Source organism: Devosia sp. A16, assembly GCF_001402915.1.
Classification (GTDB): Bacteria; Pseudomonadota; Alphaproteobacteria; order Rhizobiales; family Devosiaceae; genus Devosia_A.
Window position 1 is genome coordinate 4,264,456 of sequence record NZ_CP012945.1, and the last position, 18,381, is coordinate 4,282,836.

Annotated in this window: 16 protein-coding genes and 1 pseudogene; 13 read left to right on the top strand and 4 right to left on the bottom strand. The window is 66.0% G+C overall.

Going from position 1 to position 18,381, the window contains the following annotated elements:
* Positions 1–4: 4 nt before the first annotated feature.
* The 4 genes from APS40_RS20430 to APS40_RS20445 all read left to right on the top strand — a co-directional run bounded on the left by APS40_RS20430 (position 5) and on the right by APS40_RS20445 (position 4,283).
* Positions 5–1,006: a CorA family divalent cation transporter gene (locus tag APS40_RS20430; RefSeq protein ID WP_055048798.1), complete on the top strand. Its 1,002-nt coding sequence runs from the start codon at positions 5–7 to the stop codon at positions 1,004–1,006.
* Between the two features lie 404 nt (positions 1,007–1,410).
* Positions 1,411–3,135: a dihydroxy-acid dehydratase gene (ilvD, locus tag APS40_RS20435; RefSeq protein ID WP_055048799.1), complete on the top strand. Its 1,725-nt coding sequence runs from the start codon at positions 1,411–1,413 to the stop codon at positions 3,133–3,135.
* A gap of 52 nt (positions 3,136–3,187) precedes the next feature.
* Positions 3,188–3,967: a tetratricopeptide repeat protein gene (locus APS40_RS20440; protein ID WP_197279375.1), complete on the top strand. Its 780-nt coding sequence runs from the start codon at positions 3,188–3,190 to the stop codon at positions 3,965–3,967.
* Between the two features lie 85 nt (positions 3,968–4,052).
* On the top strand, positions 4,053–4,283 hold the full coding sequence (locus APS40_RS20445; protein ID WP_055048801.1) for a hypothetical protein: 231 nt from the start codon (positions 4,053–4,055) through the stop codon (positions 4,281–4,283).
* Between the two features lie 65 nt (positions 4,284–4,348).
* Here APS40_RS20445 and xth read toward each other — a convergent pair whose 3' ends face one another.
* From xth to APS40_RS20465, 4 genes are all read right to left on the bottom strand, one after another.
* Positions 4,349–5,128 (bottom strand): exodeoxyribonuclease III, encoded by a 780-nt coding sequence (gene xth, locus APS40_RS20450; RefSeq protein ID WP_055048802.1) that lies wholly within the window; start codon positions 5,126–5,128, stop codon positions 4,349–4,351.
* Between the two features lie 27 nt (positions 5,129–5,155).
* Positions 5,156–6,268, bottom strand: a complete 1,113-nt coding sequence (locus APS40_RS20455) for a serine hydrolase domain-containing protein (protein ID WP_055048803.1) — start codon at positions 6,266–6,268, stop codon at positions 5,156–5,158.
* A gap of 67 nt (positions 6,269–6,335) precedes the next feature.
* The gene (locus APS40_RS20460) at positions 6,336–7,466 is read right to left on the bottom strand and encodes a serine hydrolase domain-containing protein (protein ID WP_055048804.1); all 1,131 of its coding nucleotides are present in this window, start codon (positions 7,464–7,466) and stop codon (positions 6,336–6,338) included.
* Positions 7,467–7,547: 81 nt separating this feature from the next.
* The gene (locus APS40_RS20465) at positions 7,548–7,901 is read right to left on the bottom strand and encodes a HesB/IscA family protein (protein ID WP_055048805.1); all 354 of its coding nucleotides are present in this window, start codon (positions 7,899–7,901) and stop codon (positions 7,548–7,550) included.
* 51 nt (positions 7,902–7,952) lie between these two features.
* Between APS40_RS20465 and APS40_RS20470 the strand changes: the two genes are divergently transcribed.
* From APS40_RS20470 to tatC, 9 genes and pseudogenes are all read left to right on the top strand, one after another.
* Positions 7,953–9,179: a deoxyguanosinetriphosphate triphosphohydrolase gene (locus APS40_RS20470; protein WP_082434568.1), complete on the top strand. Its 1,227-nt coding sequence runs from the start codon at positions 7,953–7,955 to the stop codon at positions 9,177–9,179.
* Positions 9,180–9,337: 158 nt separating this feature from the next.
* The gene (argS, locus tag APS40_RS20475) at positions 9,338–11,134 is read left to right on the top strand and encodes an arginine--tRNA ligase (RefSeq protein WP_082434569.1); all 1,797 of its coding nucleotides are present in this window, start codon (positions 9,338–9,340) and stop codon (positions 11,132–11,134) included.
* Between the two features lie 39 nt (positions 11,135–11,173).
* A complete protein-coding gene (locus APS40_RS20480; protein WP_156343018.1) occupies positions 11,174–13,795 on the top strand; it encodes an SPOR domain-containing protein in 2,622 nt (873 codons plus the stop codon).
* 75 nt (positions 13,796–13,870) lie between these two features.
* Positions 13,871–14,683 (top strand): segregation and condensation protein A, encoded by an 813-nt coding sequence (locus APS40_RS20485; protein ID WP_055048808.1) that lies wholly within the window; start codon positions 13,871–13,873, stop codon positions 14,681–14,683.
* Complete coding sequence (gene scpB, locus APS40_RS20490) at positions 14,680–15,351, top strand: SMC-Scp complex subunit ScpB (RefSeq protein WP_055048809.1); 672 nt, start codon at positions 14,680–14,682, stop codon at positions 15,349–15,351. Before APS40_RS20485 ends, scpB begins: the two co-directional genes overlap by 4 nt.
* Complete coding sequence (locus tag APS40_RS20495) at positions 15,348–16,448, top strand: ABC transporter ATP-binding protein (protein WP_055048810.1); 1,101 nt, start codon at positions 15,348–15,350, stop codon at positions 16,446–16,448. Before scpB ends, APS40_RS20495 begins: the two co-directional genes overlap by 4 nt.
* Positions 16,449–16,500: 52 nt before the next feature.
* Positions 16,501–16,719 carry a twin-arginine translocase TatA/TatE family subunit gene (gene tatA / locus APS40_RS20500; RefSeq protein ID WP_055048811.1) on the top strand — a complete coding sequence of 73 codons (219 nt, stop codon included), beginning with the start codon at positions 16,501–16,503 and terminating at the stop codon, positions 16,717–16,719.
* A 32-nt stretch (positions 16,720–16,751) separates the two neighbouring features.
* Positions 16,752–17,492, top strand: a complete 741-nt coding sequence (tatB, locus tag APS40_RS20505; RefSeq protein WP_055048812.1) for a Sec-independent protein translocase protein TatB — start codon at positions 16,752–16,754, stop codon at positions 17,490–17,492.
* A gap of 134 nt (positions 17,493–17,626) precedes the next feature.
* A pseudogene (gene tatC, locus APS40_RS20510) lies at positions 17,627–18,330 on the top strand (twin-arginine translocase subunit TatC).
* Positions 18,331–18,381: the final 51 nt, after the last annotated feature.

Genomic DNA, 18,381 nt, shown 5'->3' on the forward strand with positions numbered 1-18,381 from the left:
CCCGATGGGCGAAGCAATGCCGGCCAGCAATCAGCGCCAGCCGATCAAGGACTGGATGACCATCGTCCAGTTCGACGGCCGCGGCGGCGTACGCAAACTCGAAGAGACCGAGGAGGCGACGTTCGTCACCCCGGCCAGAGGCTTTGCGCTGATCTCGGGCAACTCGCGGGCGCCGGAGTTCAAGGTCTGGCTGAAGCGCGAGCTCGGCGATTTCAACGCCGACCTCATCACCGTGCCGTCGACCCGGAGCCGCTGCACGGTGCTCGACGACCGGGCCCTGGTGGTGCTGCGCGTCGCCCGCCCCGGAGCCGACCCCGAGGATGTCGGCCGGCAATTGCTGACGCTATGGATCGAGAAGGGGCGGGTGATCATCGCGTCGGAGCTCAACATCGTCGAGTTCCTCGGCATCACCCAGTGGCAGCAGACGCACCATGCCCCGGTCTCCCCGGCGGACCTCGTGGCGCGGCTGGCGCTGCGCGCCGCCGACCGCATCGAACCGCTGATCGAGCGGATGGGTGACAACCTCGATACCATCGAGGAGACCCTGATGCTGAATCGGGGGGGCGACAGCCGCTCGCGGCTGGCACATCTGCGGCGCACGCTGATCAACATGCGCCGGCTGATCTGGCCCCAGCGTGACGTGCTGACCACGCTCGAGATCGAAGACCTCAGCTTCTTCACTGCTCGCGACCGGGTCCGCCTGCGCGAGGCGGCCGCGCGTACCGCCCGCCTCGGCGACGAGATGCAGACGTTGTCCGAGCGCGCCGTGCTGGTGCACGAGCAACTGCTCGATACCCGCGCCGAGCAGATGAACCAGACCATGCTGCTGCTGGCCGCCGCGACGGTGGTGCTGATGCCGTTGACCGTGATCAGTGGCATCCTCGGCATGAACGTCGATGGCATCCCCTTCCACGACAGCCCCTATGCCTTCTGGGTGGTGACCGGCTTTCTCTCCGTCCTGGGCGTCGCCATCTACCTCTTCATGCGCAGGAAGAAGTGGATGTAGCGACCTGAGGAGACTCGGGTTTTGCGTTTGTCTTTCCTGCCGGTCGATGGGGCCGCACGATCACCGGCCGCGACGCGATACTGCTTCGAGCAACTGAGGTTCCCGTGGGCCGGTCAGCTTCCTGAACGGCGGATGAATCGTTCGTGACGTTTTTGCAACAGCAAGTTTGAATCCCGTTTTCGCCACTTGGCGGTCAACGTTTTGCTGAGGATCGCCGCCACAATGTGACCCTAAAAGAAGCAGAGGACAAAACTCGGACGGGCTGCGACGAATGTGGAAGCCATTTGCTTTCCCACCGAACCATTCACACGCTCCCCGCCCTTGTGCCTTGTCAGGCCGAACCCCATAAACGGCGCCTTCTGAGGGGCGCCGGAGAACACCGGCCGGACAAGCAGGACGAAGAAATGGCATCGAACTACGTCGACAAATCGCGTCTTCCCAGCAGGCATGTGACAGAGGGTCCGGAGCGCGCTCCGCATCGCTCGTACCTCTATGCCATGGGCTTGACCAGCGAGCAGATTCACCAGCCGCTCGTCGGCGTGGCGACGGCCTGGAACGAAGCGGCGCCCTGCAATATTTCGCTCGGCCGCCAGGCGCAGGCCGTCAAGAAGGGCGTTGCCGCCAATCACGGCACGCCGCGTGAATTCACCACCATCACCGTGACCGATGGCATCGCCATGGGCCATGCCGGCATGAAATCGTCGCTGGCCTCGCGCGACGTCATCGCCGACTCGGTCGAATTGACCATGCGCGGTCACTCCTATGACGCGCTCGTCGCCATGGCCGGCTGCGACAAGTCGCTGCCCGGCATGATGATGGCGATGATCCGGCTCAATGTGCCGTCGATCTTCATCTATGGCGGCTCGATCCTGCCCGGCCGTTTCCGCGGCCGCGACGTCGTGGTGCAGGACCTGTTCGAAGCCGTCGGCCTCCATTCGGTCGGCAAGATGGACGACGAGACCCTCGACGAGCTCGAGCGCGTCGCCTGTCCGTCGGCCGGTTCCTGCGGCGGCCAGTATACGGCCAACACCATGGCCATGGTGGCCGAAGCTATCGGGCTTGCATTGCCGTATAGTTGCGGCGCTCCGGCTCCCTACGAAATTCGTGACGCGCTCTGCGCCGCCGCCGGCGAGCAGGTGATGGAACTGCTCAAGGTGCAGCTCCGTCCGCGCGACATCGTCACCCGCAAGGCGTTCGAAAACGCCGCTATGACCGTTGCCGCCACCGGTGGTTCGACCAATGCGGCGCTCCACCTACCGGCAATGGCGCACGAGGCAGGCATCGATTTCGACCTGTTCGACGTCGGCGAGATCTTCAAGAAGACGCCCTATATCGGCGACCTCAAGCCGGGCGGCAAATACGTCGCCAAGGACCTGTTCGAGGCCGGCGGCATCCCGCTGGTGATGAAGGCGCTGCTCGAGGGTGGGTACCTGCACGGCGACTGCATGACCGTCACCGGCAAGACCGTCGCCGAGAACCTCGCCAAGGTGAAGTGGAACGACCAGCAGGACGTGATCCGCACCACCTCCAACCCGATCTCGCCTACCGGTGGCGTGGTGTCGCTGCGCGGCAACCTCGCGCCCGACGGCGCCATCGTGAAGGTGGCGGGTTTGAAGAACCTGCGTTTCGTCGGTCCGGCCCGCGTGTTCGACACCGAAGAGAAGTGCTTCGAGTGCGTCGAGAAGCGCGAGTACAAGGAAGGCGATGTGCTCGTCATCCGCTACGAAGGCCCCAAGGGCGGCCCGGGCATGCGCGAAATGCTGTCGACGACGGCGGCGCTCTACGGCCAGGGCATGGGCGACAAGGTTGCGCTCATCACCGACGGCCGCTTCTCCGGCGCCACGCGCGGCTTCTGCATCGGCCATGTCGGCCCGGAAGCGGCGGTAGGCGGACCCATCGCCCACATTCAGGACGGTGACATCATCACCCTCGACGCCACGACCGGCGAAATCTCGGTCAACGTGTCGGAGGAAGAGTTTGCCCGGCGCAAGACGAGCTGGGCCCCGCGTGAGACCGAGTATGGCTCGGGCGCGATCTGGAAGTATGCCCAGCTGGTGGGGCCGGCGCGTTACGGCGCGCTGACCAACCCCGGCGCCAAGGGCGAGAAGGAGCAGTATGCGGACATTTAGGGCAGGAGCCCTTGTTTCCGTTGTGTTTTGGGCTGCGCTCGCGATTGCGGGCGTGGCCACCCCGGCCGCCGCTCAGGTGAGCGGCGTGCTGCCCTCGATGCCGGCTGCGCCGGAGACGGCGGCCGATGCCGCGCTCGCCATGGCCAATCAGCTCGACGGCGCCGGCGGCGGCATCTCGAACGCCGACCTCGTCGCTGCGCTCGAGGATGCGGCGTTGGCCGGCCAGCCGATGGCTCTGTTTCAGCTCGGCCTGATGTATGAAAGCGGCGAGGGCGTCGACAAGGATCCGGTCAAGGCTTTCGGCTATTTTAGCCAGATTGCCGACGAACATGCCGATGCGGCTCCCAAGGGAGTGGAGGCCGATATCGTCGCCCAATCCTTCCTCAAGGTTGGTGAGTATTACCGGCAGGGCCTGCCCGAAGCCGGTATTCCCAAGAACGAAGCCTATTCCAACAAGCTGATCATGCACGCGGCGTCCTATTTCGGCGACGCCGACGCGCAGTACAAGGTCGGCGAACTCTATCTCGACGACGCCGAACTCGGCGACAATCCGCTGCAGAGCGCCCGCTGGCTCAATCTGGCGGCGCGCAAGGGCCATGCCGGCGCGCAGGCCAAGCTCGGCAGCATGCTGTTCAACGGCGAGGGCATCGAGGCCGATCCGATCGAAGGCCTGATGTGGCTCACCGTGGCGTCGCGCCGGGCGGCCGGCACCGCCGATGACGGCTGGATCCACGACCTGCTCACCAACGCCATGTCGATCGCCACGCCGGACCAGCGCAAGAAGGCAGTCGAGCTGGCCGACTCGCTCGGCACCCGGTTCGGCGGGCTCTGACCCGCCCCAAACTGACGCCTCCGTTCAGCCGCAGTTCAGCCGCCGCGTGGCAACCATCGGGCAGTTAGCTCGTTGGTGTGCCATCATGCGTTTGCCGATCATTCTTGCCCTTATCGTCGTCATCACGCTGCCCAAGGATGTGCGCGGGTTCGTCGATGACCTGTCCGCTCAGGCCCGCGTCGCCACGGCATCGATCAGCCAGTTGCTCGATCGCAACAAGGATGACGGCACGGTCAAGGTCGCGCAGGCCAGCGTCACCAATGTGCTCAAGACCAAGCACGACACCGCCAAGAACTCGGTGGGCAACTTGCGGTAGTTCCGCGAACCCCTAAGCTGCGGGCCCGGTGCCTCCCATGGGGGAGGGCATGACGCTTTCGATCGTCAGAAGGCGAAGTCGCCTTCGACCGGAACGTGATCGCTGGGCTTGTCCATGCCCCGCACTTCGCGGTGCACGATCACGTCGTTGAGCCGGTCCGCCGCCTGCGGCGACAGCAGCAGGTGATCGATACGGATGCCGTCATCGCGATCCCAGCCGAACGTCTTGAAGTCCCAGAACGTGTAGGATGGCTCGTCGGTCACCGCTCGGATCGCGTCCGTCAGTCCCAGGTTGACCAGCGCGCGCCACTTCTCGGCACTCTCCGGACGGAACAGCGCATCGCCCACCCACTGCTTGGGGTTCTTGGCATCGATGGCCGCCGGAATGATGTTGTAGTCGCCCAGCAGGATGAACGGCTCTTCCAGCGCCAGCCGCCCTTCGACGAAGCTGTGCAGCCGGTCCATCCAGCTCAGCTTGTAGGTGAACTTGTCGGTGCCGACCGGATTGCCGTTGGGCAGGTAGATGCAGCAGACCCTGACGACTCCGCCTTCGACCGAGAACACGCCTTCGATCAGCCGCGACTGTTCGTCGGCGTCGTCGCCAGGCAGTCCCCGCGTCACCTCGTCGAAGCGGTGCTTCGACAGGATCGCGACGCCGTTCCAGCTTTTCTGGCCGTGCGTCTCGACATTGTAGCCGAGCGCCTCGATCTCCAGGCGCGGGAAGGCTTCGTCGACCGATTTGATTTCCTGCAAGCAGACAATGTCGGGCGACACGTCTTCAAGCCATTTGAGAAGAAGTCCCTGCCGAGCTTTGACACCGTTGATATTCCAGGTGGCGATGCGCATGCGGGGACTCCTTTGGTGCGAGCAAACCTACTGGTTGGCAAGCCCAGCGTAAACCGCGTCGCGGATGTCTTCACGGAACGGGCCGTTGCAGCCCTCCGGCGCGACGTTGGTGCAGACCAGGATCGTCAGCTTGTTGCTGCGATCGATGATCCAGTTGTGGCCCCAGGCGCCGCCCCAATCGAGCGTGCCGACCGGGCAGGGGCTCCGCGCCGCCTTGGGATCGTCGATGACGGCGCCGAGCAGAGTGAAGCGCTTGCCGGCATCGGTGTCGCGGCGCGGCAGCGCGCCGATCTGGTTGCGGAAAGCCTCGTCGACAGTTGCGGGCTTGAGGTGCGTGCCGCCATTGTAGACTTCGAGCATCTTCATGACGTCGTCTGCCGTGCCGCACGAGCCGCCGCCACCCGACTGCGGGGCATCGGCCCGGAAGATGCGGTCGACCTGCCAGCCGGTGCCTTGCGAGTTGTCCTCGGTGATGCGGACCGGCGGGACGACGGGCGCTTCCGGCGGATTGCCGTTGGCGTAGTTGGCGGTGACGCGGGTGGCATCGGTCGGGGTGAAGCGCCAATCGACCATGCCCAGCGGGCCGGCGGCATACTTGACCACCGCGGCTTCGAGCGTCGAACCGTTGATGGTCGCGATGACCCCGCCCAGCACATCGATGCTTGTGCCATAGCCCCAGGCGGTGCCCGGCGCGAAGGCCAGCGGCGCCCTGGCCAGCCGGCGCAGGTTTTCCTCGAGCGAAATGTAGGGCCCGGACATGCCCGGCGCGACATCGTCGGGGGTCGTCTCGTAGGTGAGTCCGGACGTATGGGCAAACAGCTGCCGCAGCGTGATCGGCCGCAACACACCATCCGGGCTCGCCGGCGTGAAATAGGGCAGATACTTGCTGACCGGATCGTCGAGCTCCAGCAGGCCCGCTTCCATCATCTTCAGCGCCGCGGTGGCGACGATCGGCTTGGTCACCGAGGCCAGCCGCCAGATGGCATTGCGCTCAAGCTTGCGGTTGGCTTCGCGATCGGCCAGCCCGGCCGTTCGAGCGTAGACTTCCTTGCCGGCCTGGTTGACCAGGACGACGCAACCGACGATGCGGTTCACCAGCGCAGCATCGATCGCCGCGTCGACTTTAGACTGCAAGCTCATGGATCCTCCCCGAGATTAGGAAGGACGCTAACGGTTCGGCCGGGAGATGTGCAAGCCGCCGAAAGGCTTAACCGACCAGTGGATCAGACGCGTCGCGGTAGACGGCATGCAGAATGTCGTCCCGGAACCGTCCGTCCGATCCCTCGAGCCCGGTATTGCTCATGGAAACGACGCTGAGGCCTGCGGCGGGATCGATAAACCAGTTGTGCCCGTAAATTCCGCCCCAGCGCACCATAGCGCGCGGTGCCGGCACGCCGGCGGCTGCGGGATCATCGAGCCAGGCGCCGAACAGGCAGAATTTCCAGCCGGGCGAGACGGCCTGAGCCAACTGAGGCGTCTGGTTGGCGAGAGCCAGTCTCGCCGTTTGGGGGGAGAGGATCGATCCACCGGTCCGCAGCGCCTCCAGCAGTTGCATGAAGTCGGGGCCGCTGCCGGCCGCCCCGCGGCCGCCCGATTGAAACGCCGCGGCATCGAAGATGCGATCGGGATCGTAGGTTGTGGTCGTGCCCCAGGGGTTCGGAATGGTGTGCGCCGGTCCCATGCGCTCCGGGCCATTGGCACCGTCGGCGTAGGGAGTGGCCAGCCGCGACGGGTCGTAGACGGTGAAGCCGGTGTCGGCCATGCCCAGTGGGCCGGTCACATATTGCCGGATCGCGTCATCCAGCCGTCCTTCCACCAACCGCGCGGCGATATATCCGAGCACGTCGATGGACGGCCCGTATGTCCAGTTGGCACCGGGAGCAAACAGCAGGGGCAGCGCGCCGAGGCGGGCGATGATGACGTCGTCGCCAAGTCGCCAGCGATTTGCGCCCGCGGCCTCTTCGTCCGGGGTAAGTATCGACGCGTTGGAGAGGCCGGAGGTGTGCGTCAACAGTTGCCGGATGGTGATGGTTGGCTGGGTGCCGTCGGCGAGGCGCGGACGAAAGTCCGGCAGGTAGTCGGTGACCGCCGCGTCGAGACCGAGCTTTCCGTCCTCGATCAATGCAAGGATGGTTGCGGCGACGATCGGCTTGGTGAGGGACGAAAGACGAAAGATCGCGTCGACGCTCATCGGACGCCGGCTTTCGCGGTCAGCAAGGCCGTGCGCGGCTTGGTGGACGAGTTCACCGTGCCGGCAGACGATGACGACCGAGCCGGCGATACGGCCTTCATCGATCGCACGTATCGCAGCCGTATCGAGCCGTTCGGACAAGGTCATGCTCGGCCTTCCAATTGGGGGCCGGACGCTAGCGCTGCGATCCTGGCGAGGCAAGACGGGGCAGCGGCGCGAACGACAGGCTCAGGCCACCGCGAAGCTGGTGCCGCAGCCGCAACCGGCTACTGCGTTCGGGTTCTTGATCTGGAAGCTCTGGCCGATCAGGTCATCGACGTAGTCGATTTCGGCGCCGCCCATGAACTCGAGGCTGAGGGAATCGATCAGCACCGTGGCATTGTCCTTAGCCAGTACCAGGTCGTCGTTGGCAGGGGTTTCCTTGACCAGCTTGTACTCGTACTGAAAACCCGAGCAGCCGCCCCCCGCCACCACGATGCGCAGCACCGTACCTTCGCCCTGTTTGGCGAGGATGCGGCCGATCTTCCTCGCGGCGCGGTCTGTCAAAATGACATTGTTCGGTGCTAGAGCAGCTTCAGTCATCACGTACCTTTCGGCCGCCCGCATGCCGGGCAGCGCTGGAAACTAAATCTAATATCGTCAGGCGACGATGAAAAGGGTCTTGGCCGCATAATGGGTGAACGCGCCGCCTATGCTTCCGATCCGTCGCTGAGTCGTGGCCGCCTGTTTGCGCCTGGCGCCAGCCCCACGCGCTCGGAATTCCAGCGGGATCGGGACCGTATCGTGCACTCGGCTGCGTTCCGGCGGCTGCAGCACAAGACGCAGGTGTTCCTGCACCACGAAGGCCAGCACTATCGCACCCGGCTCACCCATACGCTGGAAGTCAGCCAGATGGCCCGCTCGATCGCCCGGGCGCTGGCATTGGACGAAGACCTGGCCGAGGCGGTAGCGCTGGCGCACGATCTCGGCCACACGCCGTTTGGTCATGCCGGCGAGCGGGTGCTGCACGACAAGATGGCCGAGTGGGGTGGATTCGATCACAACATGCAGGCGATCCGCGTGGTGACCCGGCTCGAGAACCGCTACGCCGAGCATGATGGCCTGAACCTCAGTTGGGAAGCGCTCGAGGGCATCCTGAAGCACAACGGTCCGCTGGCCGACCGGCAGGGCCGGCCGCTGCGCCCGGACAAGCCGCTGCCGCCGGGGCTCGACGATATCCCCGCCAGCGCCGACCTGATGGGCTGGAGCCATGCCAGCCTGGAAGCCCAGGCTGCCGCCATCGCCGACGACATCGCCTACAACTCCCACGATATCGACGATGCACTGCGAGCCGGGCTGATCCGGCTGCCCGAATTGGAGGACGTACCGTTGGTCGGGCCACTGGTGCGCGAGGTGCTGGAACGCTGGCCCGACATCGACCGCAGCCGCCAGGCGCATGAGGTGCAGCGCCGCCTGATCACCGCGCAGATCGAGGACGTCATCGCTGAGAGTTTGCGCGCCATTGCCGAAGTGGCGCCGACATCGGCCGACGAGGTACGCCATGCCGGCCGCACCCTGATCCGCTTCTCGCCGCCGGTTGCGGCGGCCGAGCAGGGGCTGAAGCGCTTCCTGTTCGAGCGGGTCTATCGCAGCGAGGAGGTGATGGAGCCGGTGCGTCGCAGCCAGACCATCGTCGGCATGCTGTTCGACCACTATCTCGTCACTGGTGCCATGCCCGGTCGCTGGGGCGAGGCGGCGCGCCACGCCCCCGACCGCACCGCGTGCGCTCGGCTCGTCGCCGACTTCATCGCCGGTATGACCGATCCCTATGCGCTCGAGCAGCATGCCCGCCTGTTTGACGGTGCGGGCCAGTTGCGGTAGGGGCACTCAACCCGCCGCGTGACCCGGGTCATTCCCGCGCAAGCGGGAACCTCCGTTTCGGATGTTGCCGAGCCACCGCAATCAGACTGTCCTGCCTTGGTGGGACGATCTGGTGGGTAAGCCGACCCCCAGCCAATCATGGCACCTATGAGATCAACATGAACGTCTTCGCGTTGCTTGCCACCCGTGTCGCCGACGCCCTAACGGGGCTCTATCCCTCGATCACCGAGGAAGCCCTGTCGCGCATCGTGGTGGAGCCGCCACGAGATGCCGCGCATGGAGATCTCTCCACCAACGCCGCCATGGTGGTGGCCAAGCCTCTGGGCAAGAACCCGCGCGAAGTGGCTACGGCGCTTGCCGAGCATTTCAAGGCGGACCAGGACATAACCTCGGTCGAGGTGGCGGGGCCGGGCTTCATCAACTTCCGCCTCGCCACGCCGGTATGGCACGCGGTGCTGAAGTCGATTGCGGCGCAAGGCGCCGATTTCGGCAAGTCGAATGTCGGCGGCGGCGAGCGGGTGAACATCGAATACGTCTCGGCCAACCCCACCGGCCCGATGCATGTCGGCCATACCCGCGGCGCCGTGTTCGGCGATGCCTTGGCCTCGCTCATGGCCTATGTCGGCTATGATGTGACGCGCGAGTACTACATCAACGACGCCGGCAGCCAGATCGATACGCTCGCCAGGTCGACCATGCTGCGCTACCGCGAGGCGCTGGGCGAGACCATCGAGATCCCTTCGGGCTTCTATCCCGGCGATTACCTGATCCCGGTCGGCGAGGCGCTGAAAGCCGAGTTCGGCGATACGCTCTTGCAGAAGTCCGAGCCCGAGGCGCTGGCGATCGTCAGGGATCGGGTGCTGGCGGCGATGATGGATCTGATCCGGGCCGACCTCGCCCAGCTCAACATCCATCACGACGTGTTCTTCTCCGAGCGCCAGCTGCACGGGCAGGGGGGCGACATCGACACCACGCTCGACTGGTTGCGCTCCGAAGACATGATCTACCAGGGCCGGCTGGAGCCCCCCAAGGGCAAGACCCCGGAGGACTGGGAGGATCGCGAACAGACCCTGTTCCGGGCCACCAACTATGGTGACGACGTCGATCGACCGCTGGTCAAATCCAGCGGCGCCTATACCTATTTCGCCGCCGATATCGCCTATCACCGGAACAAGTACCTGCGCGGCTTCAAGCACATGGTCAACGTGCTGGGCGCCGACCACTCGGGCTATGTTTCCCGGCTCAAGGCGGCGGTGAAGGCTGTCTCGCATGGCGAGGCCGATATCGACGTGCGGATCTGCCAGCTGGTGCGACTGATGAAGAACGGCGAGCCGTTCAAGATGTCGAAGCGCTCCGGCGACCTGGTTTTGCTGTCGGACGTGGTCGACGAGGTGGGTTCGGACGCCACCCGCTTCATGCTGCTCTATCGGCGGAACGATGCGGCGATGGATTTCGACTTCGCCGTGGTCAAGGAGCAGACCCGCGACAACCCGGTATTCTACGTGCAATACGCGCACGCCCGCACCTACTCGGTGTTCCGAAAGGTTGCCGAGGAAATGCCCGCGCTCGATGTGTCGGCCGAGGCGCTCGCCACGGCAGATACATCGCTGCTCTCTTCGGACGCTGATCTGGAGTTGATCAGGGCTCTGGCGCAGTGGCCGCGTATCGTTGCTTCGGCGGCAAGTGCGCATGAACCGCACCGGGTGGCGTTTTACCTCTATGAACTGGCAGCGGCATTCCACGGCTTCTGGGCCAAGGGCAATCAGGACGTTGCCTTACGCTTTGTTAACGCCGATGATTCAAAGCTGACTACGGCCCGACTCGCCCTTGTCGGCGCCGTGCGTCAGGTGCTCGTCAACGGTCTGACTCTGCTAGGCGTCTCTGCCCCGAGGAGCTTTCATAATTCGGGCGCATTGGTTGGTAGAGTGGCCGGCTTGCTCGGCGGGGGGTCTTAGCCGGGCACCGGGTCCACGAGTTTAGGGGCGCTGCTTTCAATGACAGCGAGACCGCAGCAGATGCCTGATGGCCAGGATAAATCCGACGACCTGATCGCCGAGCTTGCCAAACTGATGGCCAGTAACGCCCAGGGCGCCGAGCCCGAGGCCAACCCGGCGCCCAAGCTGGTGACACTTTCGGACGAGCCTGCGCCGGAAGCCCCGCGCCCCGCCATGGTTCGGATTCCCGGCATGGACGCCCCGGTCGCCTCGACGCCGGCGGTCAGTCCGGTGGTGGCGCCTTCACCATCCGATCGGCCGGCCCCGATTTCGCCTGGCGTCCTTCGCATTCCGGGCATGGATCAACCGGTGGCCGCCGCACCCGCGCGTCCGCTGATCGCTCCCACGCCCGCCGCGCCCTCGCCGGCTCCGGCAGTCGCCTCGCCGTCTCCGGCAGCTGCGCCCACCGAAAGCCGGCCGGGCGCCTCGTTCGATTTCGGCACGCTGCCGCCTGCTGCGACCAGTTTCAAGCCCGAGCCTATGTCCAATTGGCAGGATCGAGAAATACCGCGCCCGGTGCCGTCGCGTCCTGCTGCACCGGAGGTCGCCGCACCTGTCGCGCGTCCGGTTATCGCTCCGATGCCGGCCCCGAGCCCGGTGCGCCCGGCGGCGGTGGAACCGAGGATTGCCGCGCCGGCCGTGCACGCCGACCCGATGGCGGAACTCGAGGCCGAGTTCGAACCGGTCGTCGACACGCAGCCGGTCGAGAGTGAACCCCGTGCCGAGCCTGAGCTGAAGGCCCCGGCGCCGCGCGTCGAGCCGAGCTTTTCGGCGCCGCGTCCGGCAACGTCGGCTCCGGCTGTCCAGGCCGGCGCTTCGCCCATGGTCGCGGCCGCCAAGGCGGCTCCGACTGACGACAGCTTCGATTTCGACTTCGGTTTCGCCTCCGAGCCGCCCGCCCCGATCCCGACGGCCGATACGCGGCCACCGGGCAGGGCGGTTGTCGCCACGCCGAGCCCGGCACCTGCTCCGGCCCCAGCGCCCGCGTCGGCATCCGATGATCCGATCGCCGACCTGATCGCCATGGAGCTCGATTCCGCGGAGGCCGAGACCGCCGAAGCGGCAAAGGCCGAGCAGCGCCCCGCACCGGCTCAGCCGGCTCCCCGCAGCTTCCCGCTGCCCGCCAGCATGCCGGCGCCGCGGCCGGCCTCCGGCCCGTCGCAGTTCCGTCCACAGACCTCGACGCCGACCGCCCCGCCGGCCTCCCGCCCGGAAGATCGTTTCGGTGTTGCTCCGGTGTTCGGTCCCACCAGCAAGGTGCAGGCGCCGCGGCCCCAGCCGCAGCCGCAGGCCGAGCGCGACCCGATGGACGAGATCGAGAGCCTGATCGGCGAGGCCGTGCGGGTCGAATTGACCAGCGAGAAGCCTGTCGCGCCGGCTCCCGCGGTGCCGTCGCAGACTCAGCCGCCGCCGCAGTCTCAGCAGGCGCCGATCGTGCCACCGCTGAACACCGGCTTTGCGCCGCGCCGCGCGACGCTGAAGGATACCGAACCGCAGGTGCCGTCGGCCGAGGCCGCCATCCTCGCGGCAGCCGCTGCCGGTGGCGCCGAAGTCGGACGGATGGATGGCGGCGTGGCGGCCGAGCGCAGTCCCTATAAGCGCCCCAAGGCCAAGCCCGAGCGCCGCTCCGGCGGAATGCGTCAGTATATCGGCATGGCGGTTGCGGGTACCCTGCTGCTCGCCGCCGGTTTCGGCCTCTACTGGGTGCTCGGCATGGGCCGCGGCAATGACGCCGAAGCGCCGGTGCTGCAGGCCGACGCGACCCCGGTCAAGCAGACGCCGCCGCCCACCACCAATACCGCCAACCAGCAGGGTTCGGTGGTGTTCAACGAACTCGACGGCAAGTCCGCCGCCGCAGCAGCCGACGAGCAACTGGTGTCGCGCGACGATACCGCCGAAACCAGTGTCGCCGATGTGGCGCGCACGGTAGGCGAGGGCGACGACGCGGCCAGCGAGAGCGAGCTTGCCAACCGCAAGGTCCGCACCGTCACCGTTCGGCCCGATGGCACGATCGTGTCAGGCGATGAGGCCGTAGCGGGCAACGAGGAATTGCCGGTCGATCGTCCGGCCGTGCCGGACCTGCCGGGCGCCGATGTTCAGCCTTCCGAACTGCTGGCGGCAGTGCCGAGCGGTTCGGCTGATACGGCCGCCGCGGCGGTCGGCACCGATGGCGCCGCGACCACCGACAATACTCAGCTCTCGGCACTGGCCCCCACGGGCCCGGCGCCCACTATCGATCCCAGCATCGTTGCACCCATCCCGGTGGCGCGGCCGGCCGATCGCTCCACCCTGGGCGGCGGCTCGAACCAGCGGGTTGCCGCAACGCAGCCCGTCGAGCCGGCTCCGGCAGCGCAGGCTCCGGCAGCAACCAGCAGCACCGGGCCCTACGTACAGCTGAGTTCGCAGCCGACCGAAGGCGATGCGGCAGCCTCGCTGCGCAGTACCCAGAACCGGCTCTCCGGGTTGCTGGCGGGCCGCAGCCTTGCGGTGCGGCAGGTCAATCTGGGCGCCAAGGGCACCTGGTATCGCGTCGTGCTGCCGGTCGATTCCTTCCAGGAAGCGACGCAGACCTGTGCGAGCCTCAAGGCCAACGGCGTCGACTGCGTGCCGATCGGCGGTTGATCCGCCCCCTCTGTTCCTTGACCGCAGTCTCGGTTAGGGACCAAGCTCGCGCGAGCTGAGCGGGCAGGCGACCATATGAGTGACACTCCCACCGACTGGTTCGCGGCGCCCGATGCGCCGCGTGACGACGAAGTGATGTATGTCGACGTCGCCGGCTACGAGGGGCCGCTCGACCTGTTGCTCGACCTGGCGCGCCGGCAGAAGGTCGATCTCGCCAACATCTCGATCCTCGCGCTCGCCGAACAGTATCTGGGCTTCATCGAAACGGTGCGGGAGAAGCGCATCGAGATCGCCGCCGACTACCTGGTGATGGCCGCCTGGCTCGCCTACCTCAAGAGCCGCCTGATGGTGCCGCAGGCACCAAGCGACGACGAGCCCTCCGGCGAGATGATGGCCGCGCTGCTGCAGTTCCGCCTGAAGCGGCTCGAAGCCATGCGCAAGGCGGCGATGCAGCTCATCAATCGCCCGCGCCTTGGCCGCCAGGTGCATGCGCGCGGCCAGCCCGAACCGGTGGTGGTGGAACGGCGCAACCTCTGGGAGGCCTCGCTCTACGATCTGCTCAAGGCCTACGCGACCGGCCGCGAGCGCACGGTGCCGCGAGACTACCACCTGTTCGAGCGCAACGTCTGGTCGCTGCAGGAGGCACGCGAGATATTGACGCGGCTGATCGGCGAAAGCATGGACTGGGTGCCGCTCGATGCCTATCTGGACCGCTATCTCAGCAATCCCGAGCAGCGCAAGACCGCCACTGCCTCGAGTTTCGCCTCGAGCCTTGAACTGGCCCGGCAGGGCCAAATAGAACTGCGCCAGACCCTGACCTTCGGACCGCTGTTCATGCGCCGGCGCCAGGACCGCAAACCGCCTGCCGACGAGAAGAAGGCCGAATGACCGACGTAGCGCCCGACGACGAGTTCGACGAGCATGGCGAGATCGCCGAGCGGAACCTCCGGGTGCTCGAAGCGATTCTGTTCGCCTCGGCCGAGCCGCTGTCGCCGGCCGACATTGCTCCCTATCTCGGCGAGGGCGCCGATGTGCTGATGCTGCTCGAGCAACTGGCGCAGCGCTTTGTCGGGCACGGTGTCGAACTGGTGCGTCGCGGTGACAAATGGGCGTTCCGCACGGCGGAGGACCTGTCGTTCCTGCTGCGCCGCGAGGAGACCGAGAGCCGCCAGCTCTCCCGCGCCGCGCTCGAGACCCTCGCCATCATCGCTTATCACCAGCCTGCCACCCGCGCCGAGGTGGAGGAGGTCCGCGGCGTCGGCAGCGGCGGTGGCACGTTCGACGTGCTGATGCAGACCGGTTGGGTGCGCATGCGTGGCCGTCGACGCACCCCGGGCCGGCCGGTGACCTATGGCACCACCGAAGCCTTTCTCGACCATTTCGGGCTCGAAAGCTTGGCCGACCTGCCGGGCCTCGAAGAGCTGAAGGGCTCGGGGTTGTTGTCGAGCCGGTTGCCGCCGGCCTTCCAGGTGCCGCTGCCGTTCGATGGTCCGTTGCGCGACGACGAAGATCCGCTGGAGCCGGACGACCAGGGCGAGAGCGATCCGATCCAATGACCGACAGCGAAGAATTCAGGGATTGGGGGCCGCGCGGCACCGCCGGCGTATCGTTCGCCGCGGCGCTGCGGTTCGACGCTGTCGACGTGACGCTCGGCGGGCGGCCGGTGCTCAGGAACTTCTCGCTGGCGCTGGTGCCGGGCGAGATCGTTTGCCTCCTGGGGGAGAGCGGTTCGGGCAAATCCACCATTCTGCGCGTCGCCGCCGGCATTCAGCGCATCGATAGCGGTACGGTAAAGATCAACGACCAGGTGGTCTCCGGCCCCGGCATCCACTTGAAGCCCGACCGGCGCGGCATCGGGTTGATGTTCCAGGACTTCGCGCTGTTTCCACACCTGACGCTGCTCGAGAACGTGACCTTCGGGCTGCGCAAGCTCGGCCGTGCCGCCGCCCTCAACCAGGCACGGCAGGCGCTGAAGCGCGTTGGTCTCGACGACCGCGAGGCCGATTATCCGCACCGGCTTTCCGGTGGACAGCAGCAGCGGCTGGCGCTGGCGCGCTCCATCGCGCCCCGCCCGGGCATCCTGATGCTGGACGAACCGTTCTCGAGCCTCGATGCGAGGCTGCGCGAGACCGTTCGCAACGAAACGCTCGCCGTGCTGCGCGAGACGCACGCAACCACCATCATCGTCACCCACGATCCCGAGGAGGCGATGCTGCTCGGCGATCGCATCGCGCTGCTGCGGCACGGCCGGCTGGCGCAGATCGACAGCGCCTCGGAAATCTACAATCGACCCATCGACCTCAATGCCGCCCGCTTCTTTTCGCCGCTGAGCGAGATCGAGGCGCGGGTCCGGTCGGGCAGGGTGGAGACGCCGCTGGGGCCGGTTCCGGCTCCCAGTCATCCCGACGGCACCGCCGTGACGGTGGCGATCCGGCCGATCGGCTCGCTGGATGTAGCGACCGAGGGCCCCGGAATTCCTGGCCGCGTGCTGGCCAAGCGCGACGCCATCGGTATCGATCTATGCGAGGTCAGCGTCGCCGGCCTCGACCGTCCGATCCAGATCCGGCGTCGCGCCGATCGTAACCTTGTTGTCGGATCGGACGTATTCCTTACGCTGAACCCGGAACACGTCCTTGTGTTCGCCAAGGATTGAACCTATTTCTCTGCGCTAGTGTAAGGCTAGAGCATTCTTTCGGAGACCATCCATGCACGCGCCAGGGATTTGGGGCATCATCGTCGTAGCGATCGTCGTGATCCTGCTGTTTGGACGCGGCAAGATTGCCGGGCTGATGGGCGAAGTTGCCTCCGGCATCAAGTCCTTCCAGAAGGGCATGCGCGACGAAGAGCAGAAGCCTGCAGCGCAGATCGACGCTTCGACCACGGTCGAGCCGGCCCGCGAGACCGAAAAGGCCAAGGACGCCTGATCGTCTGACGGCCGCTCCCAGGAGCCAAAACTATGCTCGGCGTCGGCTGGACCGAAATGCTGGTGATCGGGGTCGTGGCGCTGATCGTCATTGGCCCCAAGGAGCTGCCGGCCCTGATGCGGCGTGTCGGCCAGTTCGCCGGCACCATTCGCCGCATGGGCGCGGACTTTCAGCGTGAGCTGAACAAGACCACCGGCCTCAACGAGATCACCAACCTGCGCCAGTCGGTGACCCAGCCGCTGAAGGCGACGGCCGACGCGATCCGCAAGGAATTCAACACCACGACTGCCTCCGGCGAGGTAAAGCCCTCAGGCGCCATCAAGCCGGCAGACCCCAAAGTCGAGAGTGTCGTCGACGAGATCAAAGCGGCGGCCGGTATCGCGACGCCCGCTGTGGCGGCGCCCGTAATGACCCCGATTGCGCAGCCCGCTGAGGCTCCCAAGACGCCGGTGAAAGCCGCCCGCCCGACAAAGATCAAGGCGCCGACCGAGAGCAAGGTCGCCACCGCCGATATCGCGCCGGCGAGGAAGGCCGCTGCCAAGGCAAAAAAGCCGATCGATTCGCCCGCCCCGGTCGAGGCCATCGCTCCCGCCAAGGCGGCGCCTGCTGCTCCTGTCGCTCGCAAGGCTGCCAGGTCCCCCGCCAAGGTCGAGACCGCGGCCGCCAAGCCGGCTTCGAAAGCCGCGGCACCGAAGTCGACTAAGGCGGCCAAGCCCGCCGCCAAAAGGCCGGCCGCCGCCAAGAAACCGGCCGCTGCCGCCAAGAAGCCGTGACCATGGCCGAACAGACCAAGCTCGAAGCGCCCAAAGATGCCCCTAAGGTCGAAGAGGATGAGCTCGCCGGGAGCGAAGCGCCGCTGCTCGACCACCTGATCGAACTGCGCAAGCGCCTGATCCGCTCGCTGGTGGTGATCTTCGGGCTGTTGATCGTTATGTTCTTCTTTGCCAAGCCGATCTACGAGGCGCTGCTTGAACCCTATCGCGCTGCGGTCTTTCCGCAGCCCGTGGAAGTGATCTTCACTTCGCCGCCAGAGTGGTTCTTTACCCAGTTGAACGTGGCGTTCTTCGCGGCACTCTTGCTCGGCTTTCCGTACCTCGCCACGGAAATTTACGGCTTCGTCGCACCTGGCCTCTACAAGAAGGAGCGTGGTGCCTTCGTTCCCTATCTCATCGCTACGCCGGTGCTGTTCGTGCTCGGTACCGCACTGGTGTATTTTGCGGTGCTGCCCATGGCGCTGCACTTCTTTCTCAGCACGCAGACCGAGGAAATCCGGCTGCTGATGAAGGCCAGCGAATACCTTGGCTTCGCCATGACGCTGATCCTGGCGTTCGGAATTTGCTTCCAACTGCCGGTGATCCTTACACTTCTTGCGCAGATCGACCTTATCTCGTCAAAGACGCTAAAGGGGGGCGAAAGTACGCTATTGTCGCCATTCTGGTGTTTGCGGCGTTCATCACGCCACCCGACCCGATCTCGCAGCTCGGTTTGTCTTTGCCACTTTACCTGCTGTACGAAGTTTCCATCTGGTCAGTGATGATGATCGAGCGGCGCCGCGCCAAGGCACTTGCGGCCGAGGGCGCCCAAGCCGCGGACGTCGAAAAGGCGGAGTAGGTGCTATCGGCGAGCGCAACGCCTCAGGGACTTGCGCTCACCCCTCAATCC